14 protein-coding genes and 3 tRNA genes are annotated in these 16689 nt (G+C 63.1%); 16 read left to right on the plus strand and 1 reads right to left on the minus strand.

What is annotated here, in order from left to right:
- Positions 1-106: 106 nt before the first annotated feature.
- Positions 107-559, minus strand: a complete 453-nt coding sequence (locus GXY01S_RS04150) for a CopD family protein (RefSeq protein WP_061272262.1) — start codon at positions 557-559, stop codon at positions 107-109.
- Positions 560-713: 154 nt separating this feature from the next.
- On the opposite strand from GXY01S_RS04150, the gene GXY01S_RS04155 reads away from it, so the two are divergent.
- The 16 genes from GXY01S_RS04155 (at position 714) to nuoG (ending at position 16687) form a co-directional block, all read left to right on the plus strand.
- The gene (locus tag GXY01S_RS04155; RefSeq protein WP_110570328.1) at positions 714-2159 is read left to right on the plus strand and encodes an NAD(P)H-hydrate dehydratase; all 1446 of its coding nucleotides are present in this window, start codon (positions 714-716) and stop codon (positions 2157-2159) included.
- Positions 2160-2240: 81 nt separating this feature from the next.
- A tRNA-Leu gene (locus tag GXY01S_RS04160) sits at positions 2241-2325 on the plus strand.
- A 97-nt stretch (positions 2326-2422) separates the two neighbouring features.
- Positions 2423-3760: a trigger factor gene (gene tig / locus GXY01S_RS04165; RefSeq protein WP_061272266.1), complete on the plus strand. Its 1338-nt coding sequence runs from the start codon at positions 2423-2425 to the stop codon at positions 3758-3760.
- Positions 3761-4024: 264 nt separating this feature from the next.
- Complete coding sequence (locus GXY01S_RS04170) at positions 4025-4660, plus strand: ATP-dependent Clp protease proteolytic subunit (RefSeq protein ID WP_061272180.1); 636 nt, start codon at positions 4025-4027, stop codon at positions 4658-4660.
- Between the two features lie 134 nt (positions 4661-4794).
- Positions 4795-6054: an ATP-dependent Clp protease ATP-binding subunit ClpX gene (gene clpX, locus GXY01S_RS04175; protein ID WP_061272182.1), complete on the plus strand. Its 1260-nt coding sequence runs from the start codon at positions 4795-4797 to the stop codon at positions 6052-6054.
- A gap of 160 nt (positions 6055-6214) precedes the next feature.
- Positions 6215-8710: an endopeptidase La gene (lon, locus tag GXY01S_RS04180; protein WP_061272183.1), complete on the plus strand. Its 2496-nt coding sequence runs from the start codon at positions 6215-6217 to the stop codon at positions 8708-8710.
- Positions 8711-8891: 181 nt separating this feature from the next.
- Positions 8892-9179, plus strand: a complete 288-nt coding sequence (locus tag GXY01S_RS04185) for an HU family DNA-binding protein (RefSeq protein WP_061272185.1) — start codon at positions 8892-8894, stop codon at positions 9177-9179.
- A gap of 82 nt (positions 9180-9261) precedes the next feature.
- Positions 9262-9336, plus strand: a tRNA-Val gene (locus GXY01S_RS04190).
- Positions 9337-9369: 33 nt separating this feature from the next.
- Positions 9370-9446, plus strand: a tRNA-Asp gene (locus tag GXY01S_RS04195).
- 292 nt (positions 9447-9738) lie between these two features.
- Positions 9739-10104, plus strand: a complete 366-nt coding sequence (locus GXY01S_RS04200; RefSeq protein WP_061272187.1) for an NADH-quinone oxidoreductase subunit A — start codon at positions 9739-9741, stop codon at positions 10102-10104.
- Positions 10105-10127: 23 nt separating this feature from the next.
- The gene (locus GXY01S_RS04205; RefSeq protein ID WP_061272189.1) at positions 10128-10709 is read left to right on the plus strand and encodes a NuoB/complex I 20 kDa subunit family protein; all 582 of its coding nucleotides are present in this window, start codon (positions 10128-10130) and stop codon (positions 10707-10709) included.
- Positions 10702-11367 carry an NADH-quinone oxidoreductase subunit C gene (locus GXY01S_RS04210; protein ID WP_061272191.1) on the plus strand — a complete coding sequence of 222 codons (666 nt, stop codon included), beginning with the start codon at positions 10702-10704 and terminating at the stop codon, positions 11365-11367. Before GXY01S_RS04205 ends, GXY01S_RS04210 begins: the two co-directional genes overlap by 8 nt.
- Before the next feature lie 4 nt (positions 11368-11371).
- The gene (locus GXY01S_RS04215) at positions 11372-12628 is read left to right on the plus strand and encodes an NADH-quinone oxidoreductase subunit D (RefSeq protein WP_061272193.1); all 1257 of its coding nucleotides are present in this window, start codon (positions 11372-11374) and stop codon (positions 12626-12628) included.
- A 5-nt stretch (positions 12629-12633) separates the two neighbouring features.
- Complete coding sequence (locus GXY01S_RS04220; RefSeq protein WP_061272268.1) at positions 12634-13284, plus strand: complex I 24 kDa subunit family protein; 651 nt, start codon at positions 12634-12636, stop codon at positions 13282-13284.
- A 5-nt stretch (positions 13285-13289) separates the two neighbouring features.
- The gene (gene nuoF, locus GXY01S_RS04225; protein ID WP_061272194.1) at positions 13290-14615 is read left to right on the plus strand and encodes an NADH-quinone oxidoreductase subunit NuoF; all 1326 of its coding nucleotides are present in this window, start codon (positions 13290-13292) and stop codon (positions 14613-14615) included.
- 5 nt (positions 14616-14620) lie between these two features.
- Positions 14621-16687: an NADH-quinone oxidoreductase subunit NuoG gene (nuoG, locus tag GXY01S_RS04230; RefSeq protein WP_061272195.1), complete on the plus strand. Its 2067-nt coding sequence runs from the start codon at positions 14621-14623 to the stop codon at positions 16685-16687.
- Positions 16688-16689: the final 2 nt, after the last annotated feature.

A 16689-nucleotide genomic window follows, 5' to 3' on the forward strand; every position in this document is an offset into this window, starting at 1 on the left:
GAGTGTGACACGCAACGGGGATAAACCCCTCAAAGCGCCACATTCCCAGTGCGTATCGAGATTTGCAATGGAAATCAAGGGGGCGTGAGGTTACGCCCCATATTTGTCAGAACGGATGGGCCAGGCAGGCGGTGATGATGGTCAGGATGCCGATGCCGGTGTTGAGCAGCACCAGCGAGCGGATCGAGTCGAACTGCCCCGGCTGCGGGCGCAGGGCGCGGCGGGCCTTCTGGTAGGGACCGAAATAGATGCGCGCGAAAATGCCCGCCATGATCAGGCCAAGCAGTTGCATGAGGTTGATCTGCCACGGCAGTGAGGCGAACCCGCCCTCGTGCCAGATCATGAGCCAGCCACTCACCAGCACCATAGGCATGGTGTGCCACACGATGCGGAAGAAGCGGTTCAGCGTCTGCAGATGCACCGAGGCGCGCTGCGTTGCATCGAGCAGGTTCAGGCTGGGCTTGAGCACGAAGGCCGCATACATCATGCCGCCGACCCAGGCCGCCATGCCTGTAATGTGGATTGCGAGCACAAGGCTCCAGACAATGGAAAGGGACATGAAGCCTCCTTGCAGGGGTAAGGAATAAGGAAAACGCTCACCTGCCATAAAGCAGGATGCGGGATGCTTGTTTCCTCATTCCTGTATCATGTGCAAGGCCAGTGCGGCAGCCAATTGCCGGGAAAGGGAAAAGAACATGCCCGCGAACGAACAGATGCAAGCCCCCGAAGCCACCCGCCTCGTGCTGCCCACGCCAGCGCAGATGGGCCAGATCGATGCCGCCGCCGCCCGTAGCGTGCCGGTATCGGTGCTGATGGAAAACGCGGGCCGCGCGGTGGCGCGCGCCATACGCCAGCACATGCGCCCGTGCCGGGTGCTGGTGCTGTGCGGGCCGGGCAATAATGGCGGCGATGGGTACGTGGCCGCCCGCAGGCTGGCCGAGCAGGGCTGGCCGGTTTCGGTAGCAGCCCTTGCGGCTCCGCGCCCCGGCGGAGATGAAGCGGCGGCTGCCGCCCGGTGGCGCGGGCCAGTGGTGCCGTTTACGCCTCAAAGTGCGGCAGCCTTCGACCTGGTGGTCGATGCGGTGTTTGGCGCGGGGCTGAGCCGCGACGTGGCGCCTGACGTGGTGGCCGTGCTCGCGGCAGCGCGCCGCATCGTGGCCATAGACATGCCCAGCGGCGTGGATGGCGCGACGGGGGGCGTGCGCGGTGGCGCGGCGCAGGCTGGGATGACCGTGACTTTCTGCCGCCTCAAGCCCGGCCACCTGCTGCTGCCCGGTCGCACGCTGTGCGGGCACGTCGTGCTGGCCGATATCGGCATTCCCGAATCCGTGATCGGGGGTGTTGCGATTCGCACCTGGCGCAATGAACCCGGCCTGTGGCGCACGCCGCCATGTACGGTGAACTCCTATAAATACAGCCGGGGCGTGGTCAGCATATGCGGCGGGCGCGAGATGCCCGGCGCGGCCCGGCTTTCCGCCGCAGGCGCGCGGGCGGCGGGGGCAGGGCTGGTGCGGCTGGCCGTGGGCGACAGCGCGGAGGTCTACCGCATGACCGCGCCCGCGGGCCTGATCGTGGATTCCGACCCGCTGGAAACCCTGCTGGAAGACAGGCGCCGCCATGTATGGGTGTGTGGCCCCGGCCTTAGTGTGGCGGAGGTGGCGGCGGTCTTTCCGGCCCTGGTGGCGGCGGGACGGGCGGTGATTGCCGATGCCGGGGCCTTCAGCATGGCGGCAGGTCACCCGGAGCGGCTGAAGGGGGCGGCCATCATCACGCCGCATATCGGCGAGTTCTCGCGCGTGTTCGGCAAGCCGGGGGCTGACCGGGTGCAGGCCGCACGCAGCGCTGCGGCCTGCACGGGGGCGGTGACGGTGCTCAAGGGGCCCGATACCATCATCGCGGCCCCCGATGGCCGGGTGGCGATCAACGAACATGCCACCCCCATGTTGGGCACGGCGGGCTCGGGCGATACGCTGACCGGCATCATCGCCGCCATGCTCGCTGCCGGCATGCCCGTGTGGGAGGCAGCATGCGCCGGGGTCTGGCTGCATGGCGATGCGGCGCTGCACGCGGGACAATGGCCGCTGGCCGAGGATTTCGACCGCCATATCGGCACGGCCCGCCACCGGGCGGAGGGGCTGGCGAAAAAAGTTTTCGGCTGAAAAGCCCAATCCTTTTCCCTTCGCATCTTGCCCCATGGCCTGTGGTGCGCTAAAGCCGCGCGCTTACAGGCTGGGCACTGTGCGGGCGTGGTGGAATTGGTAGACACGCCAGATTTAGGTTCTGGTGGCGCAAGCCGTGGGGGTTCAAGTCCCTCCGCCCGTACCAATGATCCCGGCAAGTCGCGTTATGCGAGCAGACGTGGTGGCCCCAACCGGCTTCTTGCGTTCTTTGACACGTTCTGACCGAGAGGATGGCCTGGCAGATGCAGGTTACTGAAACGCTTTCCGATGGCCTGAAGCGCGGTTTCACCGTTACGGTGCCCGCAGCGGAAATCGAGAGCAAGCGCACCGCGCGCCTGAAAGAAGTTGGACAGTCCATGAAGCTGCCGGGTTTCCGCCCGGGCAAGGTGCCGATGAGCATCCTGCAGCAGCGTTTTGGCGAATCCGTGCAGGGTGAGGTGATGGAGCAGGTCGTAAGCGACGCGACACGCACCCTGCTTGACGAGCGCGGCCTGCGCCCTGCCATGCAGCCGAAGGTTGACCTCGTTTCCGGCAGCGAGCCGGGCAGCAAGGAAGACCTGAAGTTCACGGTCGAGTTCGAGATCCTGCCCGAGATCACCATTCCCGACCTGTCCACCCTGTCGCTCGTGCGCCTCAAGTCCGAGGTGAATGCCGAGACGGTGGACAAGGCGCTCACGGAAATCGCGAGCCGCCAGCGCGAGTTCGAGAAGGTCGAGGAAGACCGCCCCGCCGCCGATGGCGACGTGGTGAGCGTGGACTTCGTGGGCAAGGTTGACGGCACGGCCTTTGAAGGCGGCTCCGCTGACGACGTGAACGTCGAACTCGGTGGCGCTGGCTTCATCCCCGGTTTTGCCGAGCAGATCGTGGGCATGAAGGTCGGTGAAGAAAAAGTGATCACCGTCACTTTTCCCGCCGATTACGGCGCAGAGCACCTTGCAGGCAAGGAAGCCACCTTCGACATCAAGGTGAAGGAACTCAAGCGCCCGGTCGAAGCCAAGATCGACGACGAGCTGGCCAAGAAGCTCGGCTTCGAGGGCCTCGAGCAGGTGCGCGAGCTGATCACGCAGCAGGTGACGCAGGAATACGACCAGCTTTCCCGCCTGCGCCTCAAGCGCGAGCTGCTCGACAAGCTGGCTGAAAAGACCGACTTCCAGGCGCCTCCGGGCATGGTGGATGCCGAGTTCAGCCAGATCTGGGCCCGCATCGAGGAAGATCGCAAGGCCGGTCGCCTCGATGAGGAAGACAAGGACAAGGACGAGGACACCCTGCGCGCCGACTATCGCAAGATTGCCGAGCGCCGCGTGAAGCTTGGCCTGCTGCTTGCCGAAATCGGTCGTGTGAACAACATCACCGTGACGCAGGAAGAAATCGTTCACGCCGTCCGGGCCGAAGCCGCGCGCTATCCGGGCCAGGAACAGGCCGTGTTCGAATATTTCGGCAAGAACCCGCAGGCGGTCGATGGCCTGCGTGGCCCGATCTTCGAGAACAAGGTCATCGACTACATCGTCGAGCTGGCCAAGGTCGAGGATAAGGTCGTGACGCCGGAAGAACTGGCCGAAATGCCGGAAGCTGACGTCTGATCCGCTCTGGCGGCATAGGTAACGCCTGCGGCGCGCGGAAGGAGACTTCCGCGCGCCGTATGTGTTTGTAGACAGGTGAGCACGCGCGGATTGTGCGCCCCGTTTCTGGCAAAATGACAGGGGTGGGGTGGTATCTGGCGTGTTTGTCTCTATTTTGTCATAAGTAACCGGGAAGGGTCCGGCTGCGCCTGCGCTGTCCGTGCCTCCTGCACCGGGCGCGTAACGTGGAACGGGCCCTTGCTTTTCAGGATCGGGAATATGGCTATGAGGGATCGGGATCCCGTAGAGATCTTCAATAACGCTCTGGTACCGATGGTGGTCGAACAGACCTCCCGTGGGGAACGGGCATTCGACATCTATTCCCGCCTTCTGCAGGAACGGATCATCTTTCTCACCGGGCCGGTCTATGATCAGGTCTCGGCGCTGGTTTCCGCGCAGCTGCTTTATCTGGAAAGCGTGAACCCCAGCAAGGAAATCTCGTTCTACATCAACAGCCCCGGCGGCGTGGTGTCGGCGGGGCTCGCCATCTACGACACCATGCAGTACATCCGCTGCCCCGTCAGCACGGTGTGCATCGGGCAGGCGGCCTCGATGGGGTCGCTGCTGCTCGCCGGTGGCGAGAAGGGGCGGCGATTCGCGCTGCCCAATTCGCGCGTCATGGTGCACCAGCCTTCGGGCGGGGCGCAGGGCCAGGCCAGCGATATCGAGATCCAGGCGCAGGAAATCCTGACCATCCGCCAGCGCCTGAACGAGATCTACAAGGAGCACACCGGCCGCACGCTCGAGGAGATCGAGCAGAAGCTGGAGCGCGACAGCTACATGTCCGCCGAAGAGGCGCAGGCATTCGGCATTGTGGATGAAGTGGTCCGTCGTAACGTTGCGTCAAAACCTGCAGAGTAATCTGCATCAGGGGGTGCGTTCGCAGGCGCGCTCCCGGCCCCGGTGGGGAAGGGTTGCCTGCGGCGGTCCGGGCAGCGCTTTTCGCCCGGTCGCAAGGTATGGAGAAGTTCCCCTGAGCGGGAATAGGAGCGGTTATGAATAACAAGTCCGGCGATTCCAAAAATACGCTTTACTGCTCGTTCTGCGGCAAGTCGCAGCATGAGGTCCGCAAACTGATCGCCGGTCCCACCGTGTTCATTTGCGATGAATGCGTCGAATTGTGCATGGATATCATCCGTGAGGAGCACAAGACGCATCTGGTCAAGTCGCGCGACGGGGTGCCTACGCCGCGTGAAATCTCCAAGATTCTCGATGATTACGTCATTGGGCAGAGCCATGCGAAGAAGGTGCTGTCGGTGGCGGTGCATAACCACTACAAGCGCCTCGCCCATGCCCAGAAGAACAATGATGTCGAGATTGCAAAATCCAACATCATGCTCATCGGCCCCACCGGCACGGGCAAGACCCTGCTGGCCCAGACGCTTGCCCGCATCCTTGACGTGCCCTTCACCATGGCCGATGCCACCACGCTGACCGAAGCGGGTTACGTGGGCGAGGATGTGGAGAACATCATCCTCAAGCTTTTGCAGGCAGCCGACTACAATGTGGAGAAGGCCCAGCGCGGCATTGTCTATATTGACGAGATCGACAAGATCTCGCGCAAGTCGGACAACCCCTCCATCACCCGCGACGTGAGCGGCGAGGGCGTGCAGCAGGCCTTGCTCAAGATCATGGAAGGCACCGTTGCCTCCGTGCCGCCGCAGGGCGGGCGCAAGCACCCGCAGCAGGAATTCCTGCAGGTTGACACCACCAACATGCTGTTCATCTGCGGTGGCGCGTTTGCGGGGCTCGACAAGATCATCAGCGCGCGTGGCAAGGGGTCGGGCATTGGCTTCGGCGCCGATGTGCAGTCGCCCGACGAGCGGCGCATGGGCGCCGTGCTGCGCGAGGTTGAGCCCGAGGATCTGCTGAAATTCGGCCTGATTCCCGAGTTCATCGGCCGCCTGCCCGTGGTCGCCACGCTCGAGGATCTTGATGAGGCGGCCCTGATCGAGATCCTGACCAAGCCCAAGAACGCGCTCGTCAAGCAGTATGCCCGCCTGTTCCAGATGGAAGACGTGCAACTCACCTTCACCGAGGATGCGCTGCGCCAGGTGGCCCAGCGCGCGATTGCGCGCCGCACGGGTGCCCGTGGCCTGCGTGCGATCCTGGAGAGCATCCTGCTGTCGACCATGTTCGACCTGCCCGGCCTGAAGAATGTCGAGGAAGTGGTGGTCAACAAGGAAGTGGCCGAGGGCAAGGCGCAGCCCGTCTATGTGTATGGCAAGAACCAGCCGGCCGAACAGTCCGCCTGACGGTCTGGCCGCTTTATGCCGAATTGCCGGCACCACTTGTGGTGGCGGCGCGTCGTGACAACATTGAAGTGAGGTTGTCGCATATGCGGCGCAACGGATGGGCAGGCCACATGCTTGGGTGCCCATCCGGGATCGTCCATCAGGAGGTCAAAAAAACAATATGTCTGAAACTGACAGACTGACTCCCGTGCCCGAAGGCACGGAAACCACCGAGAACAACACCGCCAGCACCCCCGTCGCCACCACGCGTGGCGTGGAGGAAGCTGATGATGATACGACGCGTGACACGATTGCCGTGCTGCCCCTGCGCGATATTGTCGTTTTTCCGCACATGATCGTGCCGCTGTTCGTGGGGCGTGAAAAATCCGTCCGCGCGCTTGAGGCGGTGACGCGCAGCGACAAGCAGATCCTGCTCGTGGCCCAGAAGAACGCGGCGCAGGATGACCCCACGCCCGAGGACATCTATCGCTACGGCACGGTCTCCACCATCCTGCAACTGCTCAAGCTGCCCGATGGCACGGTCAAGGTGCTTGTCGAGGGCGGCAGGCGCGCCCACATCACCGCGCTGCACGAGGTCGATGGCCACTTCGAGGCCGAGATCGAGGATGTGCCCGAGCAGGAAACCGACGGCAAGGAAGCCGAGGCCATTGGCCGCACGCTGATCGGCCAGTTCGAGCAGTACATCAAGCTGAACAAGAAGATCGCGCCCGAGGTGCTGGTCTCGCTCAACCAGATTGATGACCTGTCGAAGCTCGCGGACACCATTGCCAGCCATCTGAACCTGAAGATTCCTGAAAAGCAGGAAATCCTTGAAATTCAGGACGTGAATGCGCGCCTGGAGCGGGTTTTTGCGCATATGGAAGCCGAGATCGGCGTGCTCCAGGTGGAAAAGCGCATCCGGAACCGCGTGAAGCGGCAGATGGAAAAGACCCAGCGCGAGTACTACCTCAACGAGCAGCTCAAGGCGATCCAGAAGGAACTGGGCGAAGGCGAGGACGGCAAGGACGAGACCGCCGAGCTTGAGGAAAAGATCGCCAAGACCAAGCTGAGCAAGGAAGCGCGCGAAAAGACCCTGGCCGAGCTGAAGAAGCTGCGGAGCATGAGCCCGATGTCCGCCGAGTCGACGGTGGTGCGCAACTATCTCGACTGGATTCTGGGCATTCCGTGGAAGAAGCGCTCGAAGGTCCGCCATGACCTGTCCGAGGCCCAGAAGGTGCTCGACACCGACCATTACGGGCTGGAGAAGGTCAAGGAACGCATCATCGAGTACCTGGCCGTGCAGAGTCGCGCCCAGAAGCTCAAGGGTCCGATCCTGTGCCTCGTGGGGCCGCCGGGCGTGGGCAAGACCTCGCTTGCCAAGTCCATCGCCAAGGCGACGGGGCGGCAGTACGTGCGCATGTCGCTCGGCGGCATGCGTGACGAGGCCGAGATCCGGGGCCATCGCCGCACCTATATCGGCTCCATGCCGGGCAAGATCATCCAGGGCATGAAGAAGGCCAAGACGTCGAATCCGCTCTTCCTGCTTGATGAGATCGACAAGCTCGGCGCCGACTGGCGCGGCGATCCGTCTTCCGCCCTGCTTGAAGTGCTGGACCCCGAGCAGAATTCGACCTTTGGCGATCACTATCTCGAGGTCGATTATGACCTGTCGGATGTGATGTTCATCACCACGGCCAACAGCCTGAACATGCCCCAGCCGCTGCTGGACCGCATGGAGATCATCCGCCTGTCCGGCTATACGGAGGATGAGAAGGTCGAGATTGCCAAGCGTCACCTGTTGGGCAAGCAGACGGAAGCCAACAACCTCAAGCCAGGCGAGTGGTCGGTGTCGGATGATGCCCTGCGCGAGCTGATTCGCAGTTACACGCGTGAAGCGGGCGTGCGTAACCTGGAGCGTGAAATCGCCACACTGGCCCGCAAGGCCGTGACCGAGATCGTGACCGGCAAGGCCAAGACCGTGGCGATCACGGCCGAAAACCTTGAGAAATACGCAGGCGTGAAGCGATTCCGCCACGGTGAGACCGAGTCGGAGGACATGGTCGGAGTCGTGACCGGGCTGGCCTGGACGGAGGTGGGCGGGGAAATCCTGACCATCGAAAGCGTGATGGTGTCGGGCAAGGGCAACATCAAGCTGACCGGCAAGCTGGGCGACGTGATGAAGGAAAGTGTCGCGGCAGCCCTGTCCTACGTGCGTAGCCGTGCGGTGACCTTTGGCATCGCCCCCGACCTGTTTGAAAAGCGCGACCTGCACGTGCATGTGCCCGAAGGGGCCACGCCCAAGGATGGTCCTTCGGCCGGTATCGCCATGGCCACCTCGATCGTGAGCGTGATGACGGGCATTCCCGTGCGGCGCGACGTGGGCATGACCGGCGAGATCACGCTGCGTGGCCGCGTGCTGCCGATTGGCGGCCTGAAGGAGAAGCTGCTGGCCGCCCACCGCGCGGGGCTGCGCACCATCTTCATCCCCAAGGATAACGAGAAGGATCTGGTGGATATTCCCACGGTGGTGACCGAGGCGCTGACCATCCTGCCGGTCTCGCATGTGGATGAAGTGATTGGCCAGGCACTGGTGGAAAAGCCCGAGCCGATCGAGTGGACGGAGCCGGTGGCAGCTTCCTCCACCGAAGGGGCCGCAACACCTGCATTGACGCATTGAGCGCCGTAGGGCAGGGGTGCGTGGTCGCAAAATTGTCATGATGGAGGGGAATGACGGTTTTCTCTGTCATTCCCCGAATTCTGTTGGTTGACGTGAGAAAAAACAGCGGCATAGTGCGAGCAGAAATGCGGCGCGATGTTTGAACGATTGCGTAAGCGCACAGTACAAAGAAAGGCGTAAAATGGAGAAGCCACTTAACAAGCAGGAACTGGTTGCTGCGGTAGCCGAGGAAGCCGATCTGGCCAAAGCCAAGGCTGGCGAAGTGGTTGATGCGGTTTTCGGTGCAATCGAAAAGGCGCTGGCAAACAATCAGGAAGTTCGCCTGGTCGGTTTCGGCACGTTCGTTACGGCGACCCGCAAGGCCGCCAAGGGCCGCAACCCCCGCACGGGTGAACCGCTGGACATTCCGGAATCCACGTCCGTGCGTTTCAAGCCGGGCAAGAACCTGAAGGAAGCGGTCAGCAAGTAAGACCGCCTGTTTTCAGGAAAAAAAGAGGGGGCAATCCATTTTCCGGGTTGCCCCCTTTTTTGTAATCCCTTACTAGGGGCGCGGGCGATTAGCTTAGCGGTAGAGCATCTCGTTTACACCGAGAGGGTCGGCGGTTCGATCCCGTCATCGCCCACCATGTTTCCTGTGTTCGTGCGGGAACATGCCCCATGCGGGTGTAGCTCAGTTGGTTAGAGCGCCGGCCTGTCACGCCGGAGGTCGCGGGTTCGAGCCCCGTCACTCGCGCCATTATGGCGCACAGCCCATCATCATGTTCCGCACCACGCCAGATGCCATTGCACTGGCGTTTTTTTGTGCCCGTTTTTCCACACGGAAAAATGAGAACAATAAATCGTGCCATTATGGCCGAGAAAGAACAGCGTTGACGGAAGCGTTACTGTATTCATCTTCACGGTAATGTTCATGAATGCACACGGTTAAGTAACTGTTCCCTCCACCACGTTGGGTCTAGCATCCGTTCAGCCACACATAAGTCGATAAAGACACCGGGCGGCGTATTAACAGGTTGGGAACACGGAAGATGCATTCCGTTATCGCTGATTATTTACCCGTACTGATATTCGGGTGCATTGCTGTGGTGATCGCGGGGGCCATGCTGGGCAGCTCGCTGCTTTTTGGCCACCAGAAACCCTATGCCGAGAAAACGTCGGCCTATGAATGTGGTTTCGAGGCATTTGACAATGCCCGCCGCCGTTTTGACGTGCGGTTCTATCTGGTGGCGATCCTGTTCATCATTTTCGACCTTGAGGTCGCTTTCCTCTTTCCCTGGGCGCTCAGCCTGTCGCGCATCGGCTGGTTCGGCTTCGCTTCCATGATGGGTTTCCTCGGCGTTCTGGTGGTCGGCTTCATTTACGAATGGAGCAAGGGCGCGCTGGACTGGGATTGAGCATGACAAGGGGAGGCGCCCCAATGGGCAACGACGATACATCAGGGCCAGGTCGGCCCGCTGACAGCATTGCCTGGAACCGCGAGATGCTGCCCCCGGGGCCGGAGCAGGATGCGGTGATAAAGGGCATCACCGGCGAGATGACGGAAAAGGGCTTTGTCGTCGCCAGTCTCGACAAGCTGGTCAACTGGGGGCGCACGGGCAGCCTGTGGCCCATGTCGTTCGGGCTGGCATGCTGTGCGGTGGAGATGATCCACGCCTACATGCCGCGCTACGATCTTGACCGCATGGGCATCATCCCGCGTGGCTCGCCGCGCCAGTCCGATGTGATGATCGTGGCGGGCACGCTGACCAACAAGATGGCCCCGGCCCTGCGCCGCGTGTACGACCAGATGGCCGAGCCGCGCTGGGTCATCTCCATGGGGTCATGCGCCAACGGGGGCGGGTATTACCATTATTCCTACTCCGTCGTGCGTGGGTGTGACCGGATCGTGCCGGTGGATGTGTACGTGCCCGGCTGCCCGCCCACGGCGGAGGCGCTGATCTACGGCATCCTGCAACTGCAGAAGAAAATCCGCAGGACGGGGACAATCCGCCGTGGCTGATGCACCGAACCTTCCCGCAAGCCAGCCGCGTACGGTCACGGGCAGCCTGGGGGCCATCAGCTTCCGGCTTTCCACCACCGTGCCGGGCATCATGTCCGCTGGCATCGAAAAGGGCGAACTGGTGGTGCGCACCACGCGCGACCGCCTGCTTCCCCTCATGTCCATGCTGCGCGATGAGCCGCTTTATGCCTGCCAGCAGGTAATGGACATATGCGGCGTGGACTTTCCCGACCGTACGGAACGGTTCGAGGTGGTCTATAACCTGCTGTCAGTCACCCATAACCACCGTATCCGCGTGATCGTGACCACGGATGAGACCCATCCCGTGCCATCGGTGCACCAGCTCTGGCCCGCCGCCACATGGTGGGAGCGCGAGGCGTATGACCTGTTCGGCATCCTGTTCACCGACCAGCCGGACCTGCGCCGCATCCTGACCGATTACGGCTTCGAGGGGCATCCGCTGCGCAAGGACTTCCCGCTGACCGGCTATGTCGAGATGCGGTACGACGAGGAGCGGCGGCAGGTGGTCTACGAGCCGGTCGATCTGGTGCAGGACTTCCGCAATTTCGATTTTGAATCGCCGTGGGAAGGCATCCTGACCCTGCCGGGCGATGAAAAAGCCCATGCCGACCGCCACGACATCAAGCGAAAGGGCTGAGCCAATGAGCGATGTCACCCTGCGTAGCGATACGGGCATTCCCGACAGCCTGCTGCCTGAAGAACCCGATGGCGAGGTGAAGCGCCATGTGGTGGAAATTGATTCCCACGCGCTGAACTTCGGCCCCCAGCACCCCTCCGCCCACGGCGTGCTGCGGCTGGTGCTGGAGATGGAGGGCGAGGTCGTGGCCCGCGCCATCCCGCATGTGGGGCTTTTGCATCGCGGCACGGAAAAGCTGATCGAATACAAGACCTACCCCAAGGCACTGCCGTATTTCGACCGGCTCGATTACGTCTCGCCCATGTGTGAGGAACAGACCTTCGCGCTGGCGGTGGAAAAGCTGCTCAATATCGAGGCCCCGGAGCGCGCGAAGTGGATCCGGGTCATGTTTGCCGAGATTACGCGCATTCTCAACCACATCCTCAACCTGACCTCCTTCGGGCTGGATTGCGGCGCGCTCACCCCCGCGCTGTGGGGGTATGAGGAACGCGAGAAGCTGCTCGAGTTCTATGAGGCCGCATCCGGCGCGCGCTTCCATGCCAATTACGTCCGCCCCGGCGGCGTGGCGCAGGACCTGCCCGCCGGGCTGGAGGAGCGTATCGCCAACTGGGCGCGCACCTTCCCGCAATGGATTGATGATCTTGAAAGCCTGCTGACCAGCAACCGCATCTGGAAGCAGCGCACGGTTGGCATTGGCGTGTTCACCACCGAGCAGGCGCTGGCCTGGGGCTTCAGCGGTCCGTGCCTGCGGGCCTCCGGCGTGCCGTGGGACCTGCGCCGCAGCCAGCCCTACGATAATTACGACAAGGTGCAGTTCAACGTGCCCGTAGGCCGCCAGGGCGACTGTTATGACCGTTACCTCGTGCGCGTGGCCGAGATGCGCGAGAGTGTCAGCATCATCAACCAGTGCCTCGAGCAGATCCGCCCCGGCCCGGTGAAAGTGCGCGACCACAAGGTTACGCCACCCCCACGGCGCGAGATGAAGCGCTCGATGGAGGCGCTGATCCATCACTTCAAGCTGTTTACCGAAGGCTATCACGTCCCGCCCGGTGCCACCTACACCGTGACCGAAACGCCCAAGGGCGAGTTTGGCGTGTATCTGGTGGCCGATGGCAGCAACCGGCCGTATCGCTGCAAGATCCGGCCCACGGGTTTTTCCCATCTCCAGGCAATCGACGAGATGTCGCGCCGCCACATGCTGGCGGATGCCGTGGCCATCATCGGGTCGCTCGACCTGGTGTTTGGCGAGATTGACAGGTGACCGACATGTCCACCCAGCCCACTGTGCCCACGGGCGCGGAACCCACCCATTTCGCATTTGATGCCGAGAGCGAGCAGCAGATTGCGGTGATCCTTGCCAAATACCCGCCCGAGCGCAAGGCAAGCGGCGTGCTGCCGCTGCTTTACGTGGTGCAGAAGCAGATGGGCCGCCAGACCGGCAGCGCGTGGATACCGCGCATTGCCATGGATGTGGTGGCCGAGCGCCTCGAGATGGCGCCGATCCGGGTGTATGAGGTCGCGACCTTCTACCTCATGTTCAACACAAAACCGATCGGGCGTTATCACCTGCAGGTCTGCACCACCACATCATGCTGGCTGCGCGGGTCGGATGATGTGACGGCGGCCTGCAAGAAGGCCACCGGCATCAGGGCGTTTGGCGAGACCAGCACGGACGGGCTGTTCACCCTGACGGAGGTGGAATGCCTCGGCGCGTGCGCCAATGCGCCGATCCTGCAGGTGGACGATGATTACTACGAGGATCTCGACGGCCCGCGCACGCTTGAGCTGATCGAGGCGCTGAAGCGTGGCGAGCGCCCCACGCCCGGCCCCACCATCGACCGCCTCAACTCCGCCCCGGCAGGCGGGCGCAGGGTGCTGGTGGATGAGGCCGCAATCAAGCCGCAGGGGCAGGGGTAAAGCGCATGTTGCAGGACAAGGACCGCATCTTCACCAACCTGTATGGCCAGGGTGACTGGACGCTGGCCGGGGCCCGCGCCCGGGGCGACTGGGATGGCACGGCGGAAATCCTCGCCCGCGGGCGCGATGCCATCATCGGCGAGATGAAGGCATCCGGTCTGCGCGGGCGGGGTGGGGCTGGCTTTCCCACCGGGGTCAAGTGGTCGTTCATGCCGCGCAAGAATGACGGGCGGCCGCATTACCTCGTCATCAACGGCGATGAGTCCGAACCCGGCACCTGCAAGGACCGCGAGATCCTGCGCCACGACCCGCACAAGCTGGTGGAAAGCGCGCTGATCGCCTCCTTCGCCATGGGGGCGCATGCGGCCTACATCTACATTCGCGGCGAGTTCTACAACGAGGCCATGCATCTCCAGCACGCCATTGACGAGGCGTACGAGGCGGGCCTGATCGGCAGGAACGCCTGCGGCTCGGGCTGGGATTTCGACTTCTACATCCACCGTGGAGCGGGTGCTTACATATGCGGCGAGGAAACGGCCCTGCTCGAAAGCCTTGAGGGCAAGAAGGGCCAGCCGCGCATGAAGCCGCCTTTCCCTGCCGCGATGGGGCTGTATGGCTGCCCCACCACGGTCAATAACGTGGAGAGTATTGCGGTTTCCGCCACCATCCTGCGGCGCGGGGGGGCCTGGTTTGCGGGGCTGGGGCGGCCCAATAACGCGGGCAGCAAGCTCATGGCCATATCGGGCCATGTCAACACGCCCTGCGTGTTTGAAGAAGAGCTGGGCGTGCCGATGCGCGAGATCATTGAAAAACATGGCGGTGGCGTGCGTGGTGGGTGGGACAACCTGCTGGCCGTCATCCCCGGTGGCTGCTCGGTGCCCATGCTGCCGCGTGATGTGTGCGAGAGCGTGCTGATGGATTACGACAGCCTGCGTGCCGAAGGCTCCGGCCTTGGCACGGGCTGCATGATCGTGATGGACAAGTCCACCGACATCATCGCGGCCATTGCCCGGTTCTCGAAATTCTTCAAGCATGAAAGCTGTGGCCAGTGCACGCCGTGCCGCGAGGGCACGGGCTGGATGATGCGCATCATGGACCGCATGGTGGAGGGCCGCGCCGAGATCGAGGAAATCGACATGCTCGAGCAGGTCACCCGCCAGGTCGAAGGCCACACCATCTGCGCGCTGGGCGATGCGGCGGCGTGGCCCATACAGGGGCTGATCCGCAGGTTTCGCCCGGTCATGGAGGAACGCATCCACGCCTACAAGGCGGCGCATGGTGGCGGCCGACCGGTGCAGGTGCCCACCGGCCTTGTTGAAGCGGCGGAGTAGGAACAGTGGTCAAAGTAACCGTTGACGGTATTGTGGTTGATGTCGCGCCCGGTTCTTCCGCGCTACAGGCGTGCGAGGCGGCGGGCAAGGAAATACCGCGCTTTTGCTACCATGAGCGGCTATCGGTCGCGGGCAACTGCCGCATGTGCCTTGTTGAAGTATCAGGCGGCCGCAAGCCGGTGGCCTCATGCGGCTTTCCCATCAGTAATGGCATGCAGATCTTTACCGACACCGAGGTAGTGCGCCGTGCCCGCCGGGCGGTGATGGAGTTCCTGCTCATCAACCACCCGCTTGACTGCCCCATCTGCGACCAAGGTGGCGAGTGCGACCTGCAGGATCAAGCCTTCGGCTACGGGGCGGACCATTCGCGCTACCGCGAGAACAAGCGCGCTGTGACCGACAAGTATCTTGGCCCGCTGGTCAAGACGGTGATGACGCGCTGCATCCAGTGCACGCGCTGCATCCGCTTTTCCACCGAGGTGGCGGGCGTGCCGGAACTCGGCGGCGTGTCACGCGGCGAGAACCTCGAGATCACCAATTATGTCGAGAAGGCGCTGACATCCGAACTGTCAGGCAACCTGATCGATATCTGCCCTGTCGGCGCGCTCACTTCGCAACCCTACGCCTTCAGCGCCCGGCCGTGGGAGCTCAAGCGCACGGACTCCATTGATGTGTGCGATGCGGTGGGCACCAACATCGTCATGCAGGCCCGCGGGGCGTCGGTGCTGCGCATCGTGCCGCGCATCAATGATGAAGTGAACGAGGAATGGCTGGCCGACAAGGGGCGCTTCGTGGTCGATGGCTTCCGCCGTCGCCGCCTTGACCGGCCCTGGGTGCGGGTGGACGGCAAACTCCAGCCCGCAAGCTGGGCGGATGCGTTCTCGCTCATTGCAACACGCCTCAAGGGCGTGCCGGGCGCGCGCATTGGCGCAATCGCGGGTGACATGTGCGACGCCGAGAGCCTGATGGCGCTCAAAGACCTGATGGGCATGCTGGGCTCGCCCAATATCGACTGCCGTCAGGACGGCGCGCGTTACGATACATCGCGCCGTGACTTCTACACATTCAATACCGGCATTGCGGGCATTGACGAGGCGGATGCGCTGCTGATCGTAGGCTCCATCCCGCGGCAGGAGGCCCCGGTGCTCAATGCCCGCATCCGCAGGCGCTTTGTCGATGCGGGACGGGGCAAATTCCCCATCGCCATGATCGGCGCGCCCAATGCCGACCCGACCTACACGGCAGAAGTGCTGGGCGAGGGGCCGGACACGCTGGGCAAGCTCGCTGCAGGCGAACTGCCTTTTGCCGAGGTGCTGGCCAACGCGAAGAACCCCATGATCATCGTGGGCCATGGCGCGCTGACCCGCCCCGACGGGCAGGCCATTGCAAAAGCCTGCTGGGACCTGGCGGTGCAGGTAAATGCCATCCGCCCCGACTGGCATGGCTTCAACGTGCTGCACACGGCGGCCAGCCGTATGGCGGGCCTTGACCTTGGCCTCGTGCCCGGCCCGCAGGGGCGTGATGTGGCGGGCATGCTGGGCGGCGGGGTGGACGTGCTGTGGCTGATGGGCGCCGATGAGTTCGCGGTGCATGACATCGGGCCGGACACCTTCGTCATCTATCAGGGCCATCATGGTGATGCGGGGGCCGCGCGGGCGGATGTGATCCTGCCGGGCGTGCTCTATGCCGAAAAGCCGGGCACCTACACCAATACCGAAGGCCGCGTGCAACGCGCTTTCCGCGCGGTCATGCCGCCAGGCGAAGCACGTGAGGACTGGCGCATCCTGCGTGCCTTCTCGGAGGTGGCGGGCCGCAAGCTGCCCTATGACACGATCGAGGCCCTGCGCGCGCGCATCGCACAGGCGCACCCGGCCTACGGGCAGGTAGCGCACACACGCCTTGGCGCTACGGACACAACGCCCCCGCAGGCGGGCAGCATGGCGGTGGCGGCAACGCCCTTCCATCCGGTCATCGCCGATTATTACCTGACCCATGCCGTGTGCCGCGCAAGCCCGACCATGGAAACCTGTTCGGGGATTTACGTGCGCCCCGCAACCGAGGCGGCGGAGTAGGG

Source organism: Komagataeibacter xylinus NBRC 15237 (assembly GCF_001571345.1).
GTDB classification, from domain to species: Bacteria; Pseudomonadota; Alphaproteobacteria; order Acetobacterales; family Acetobacteraceae; genus Komagataeibacter; species Komagataeibacter xylinus.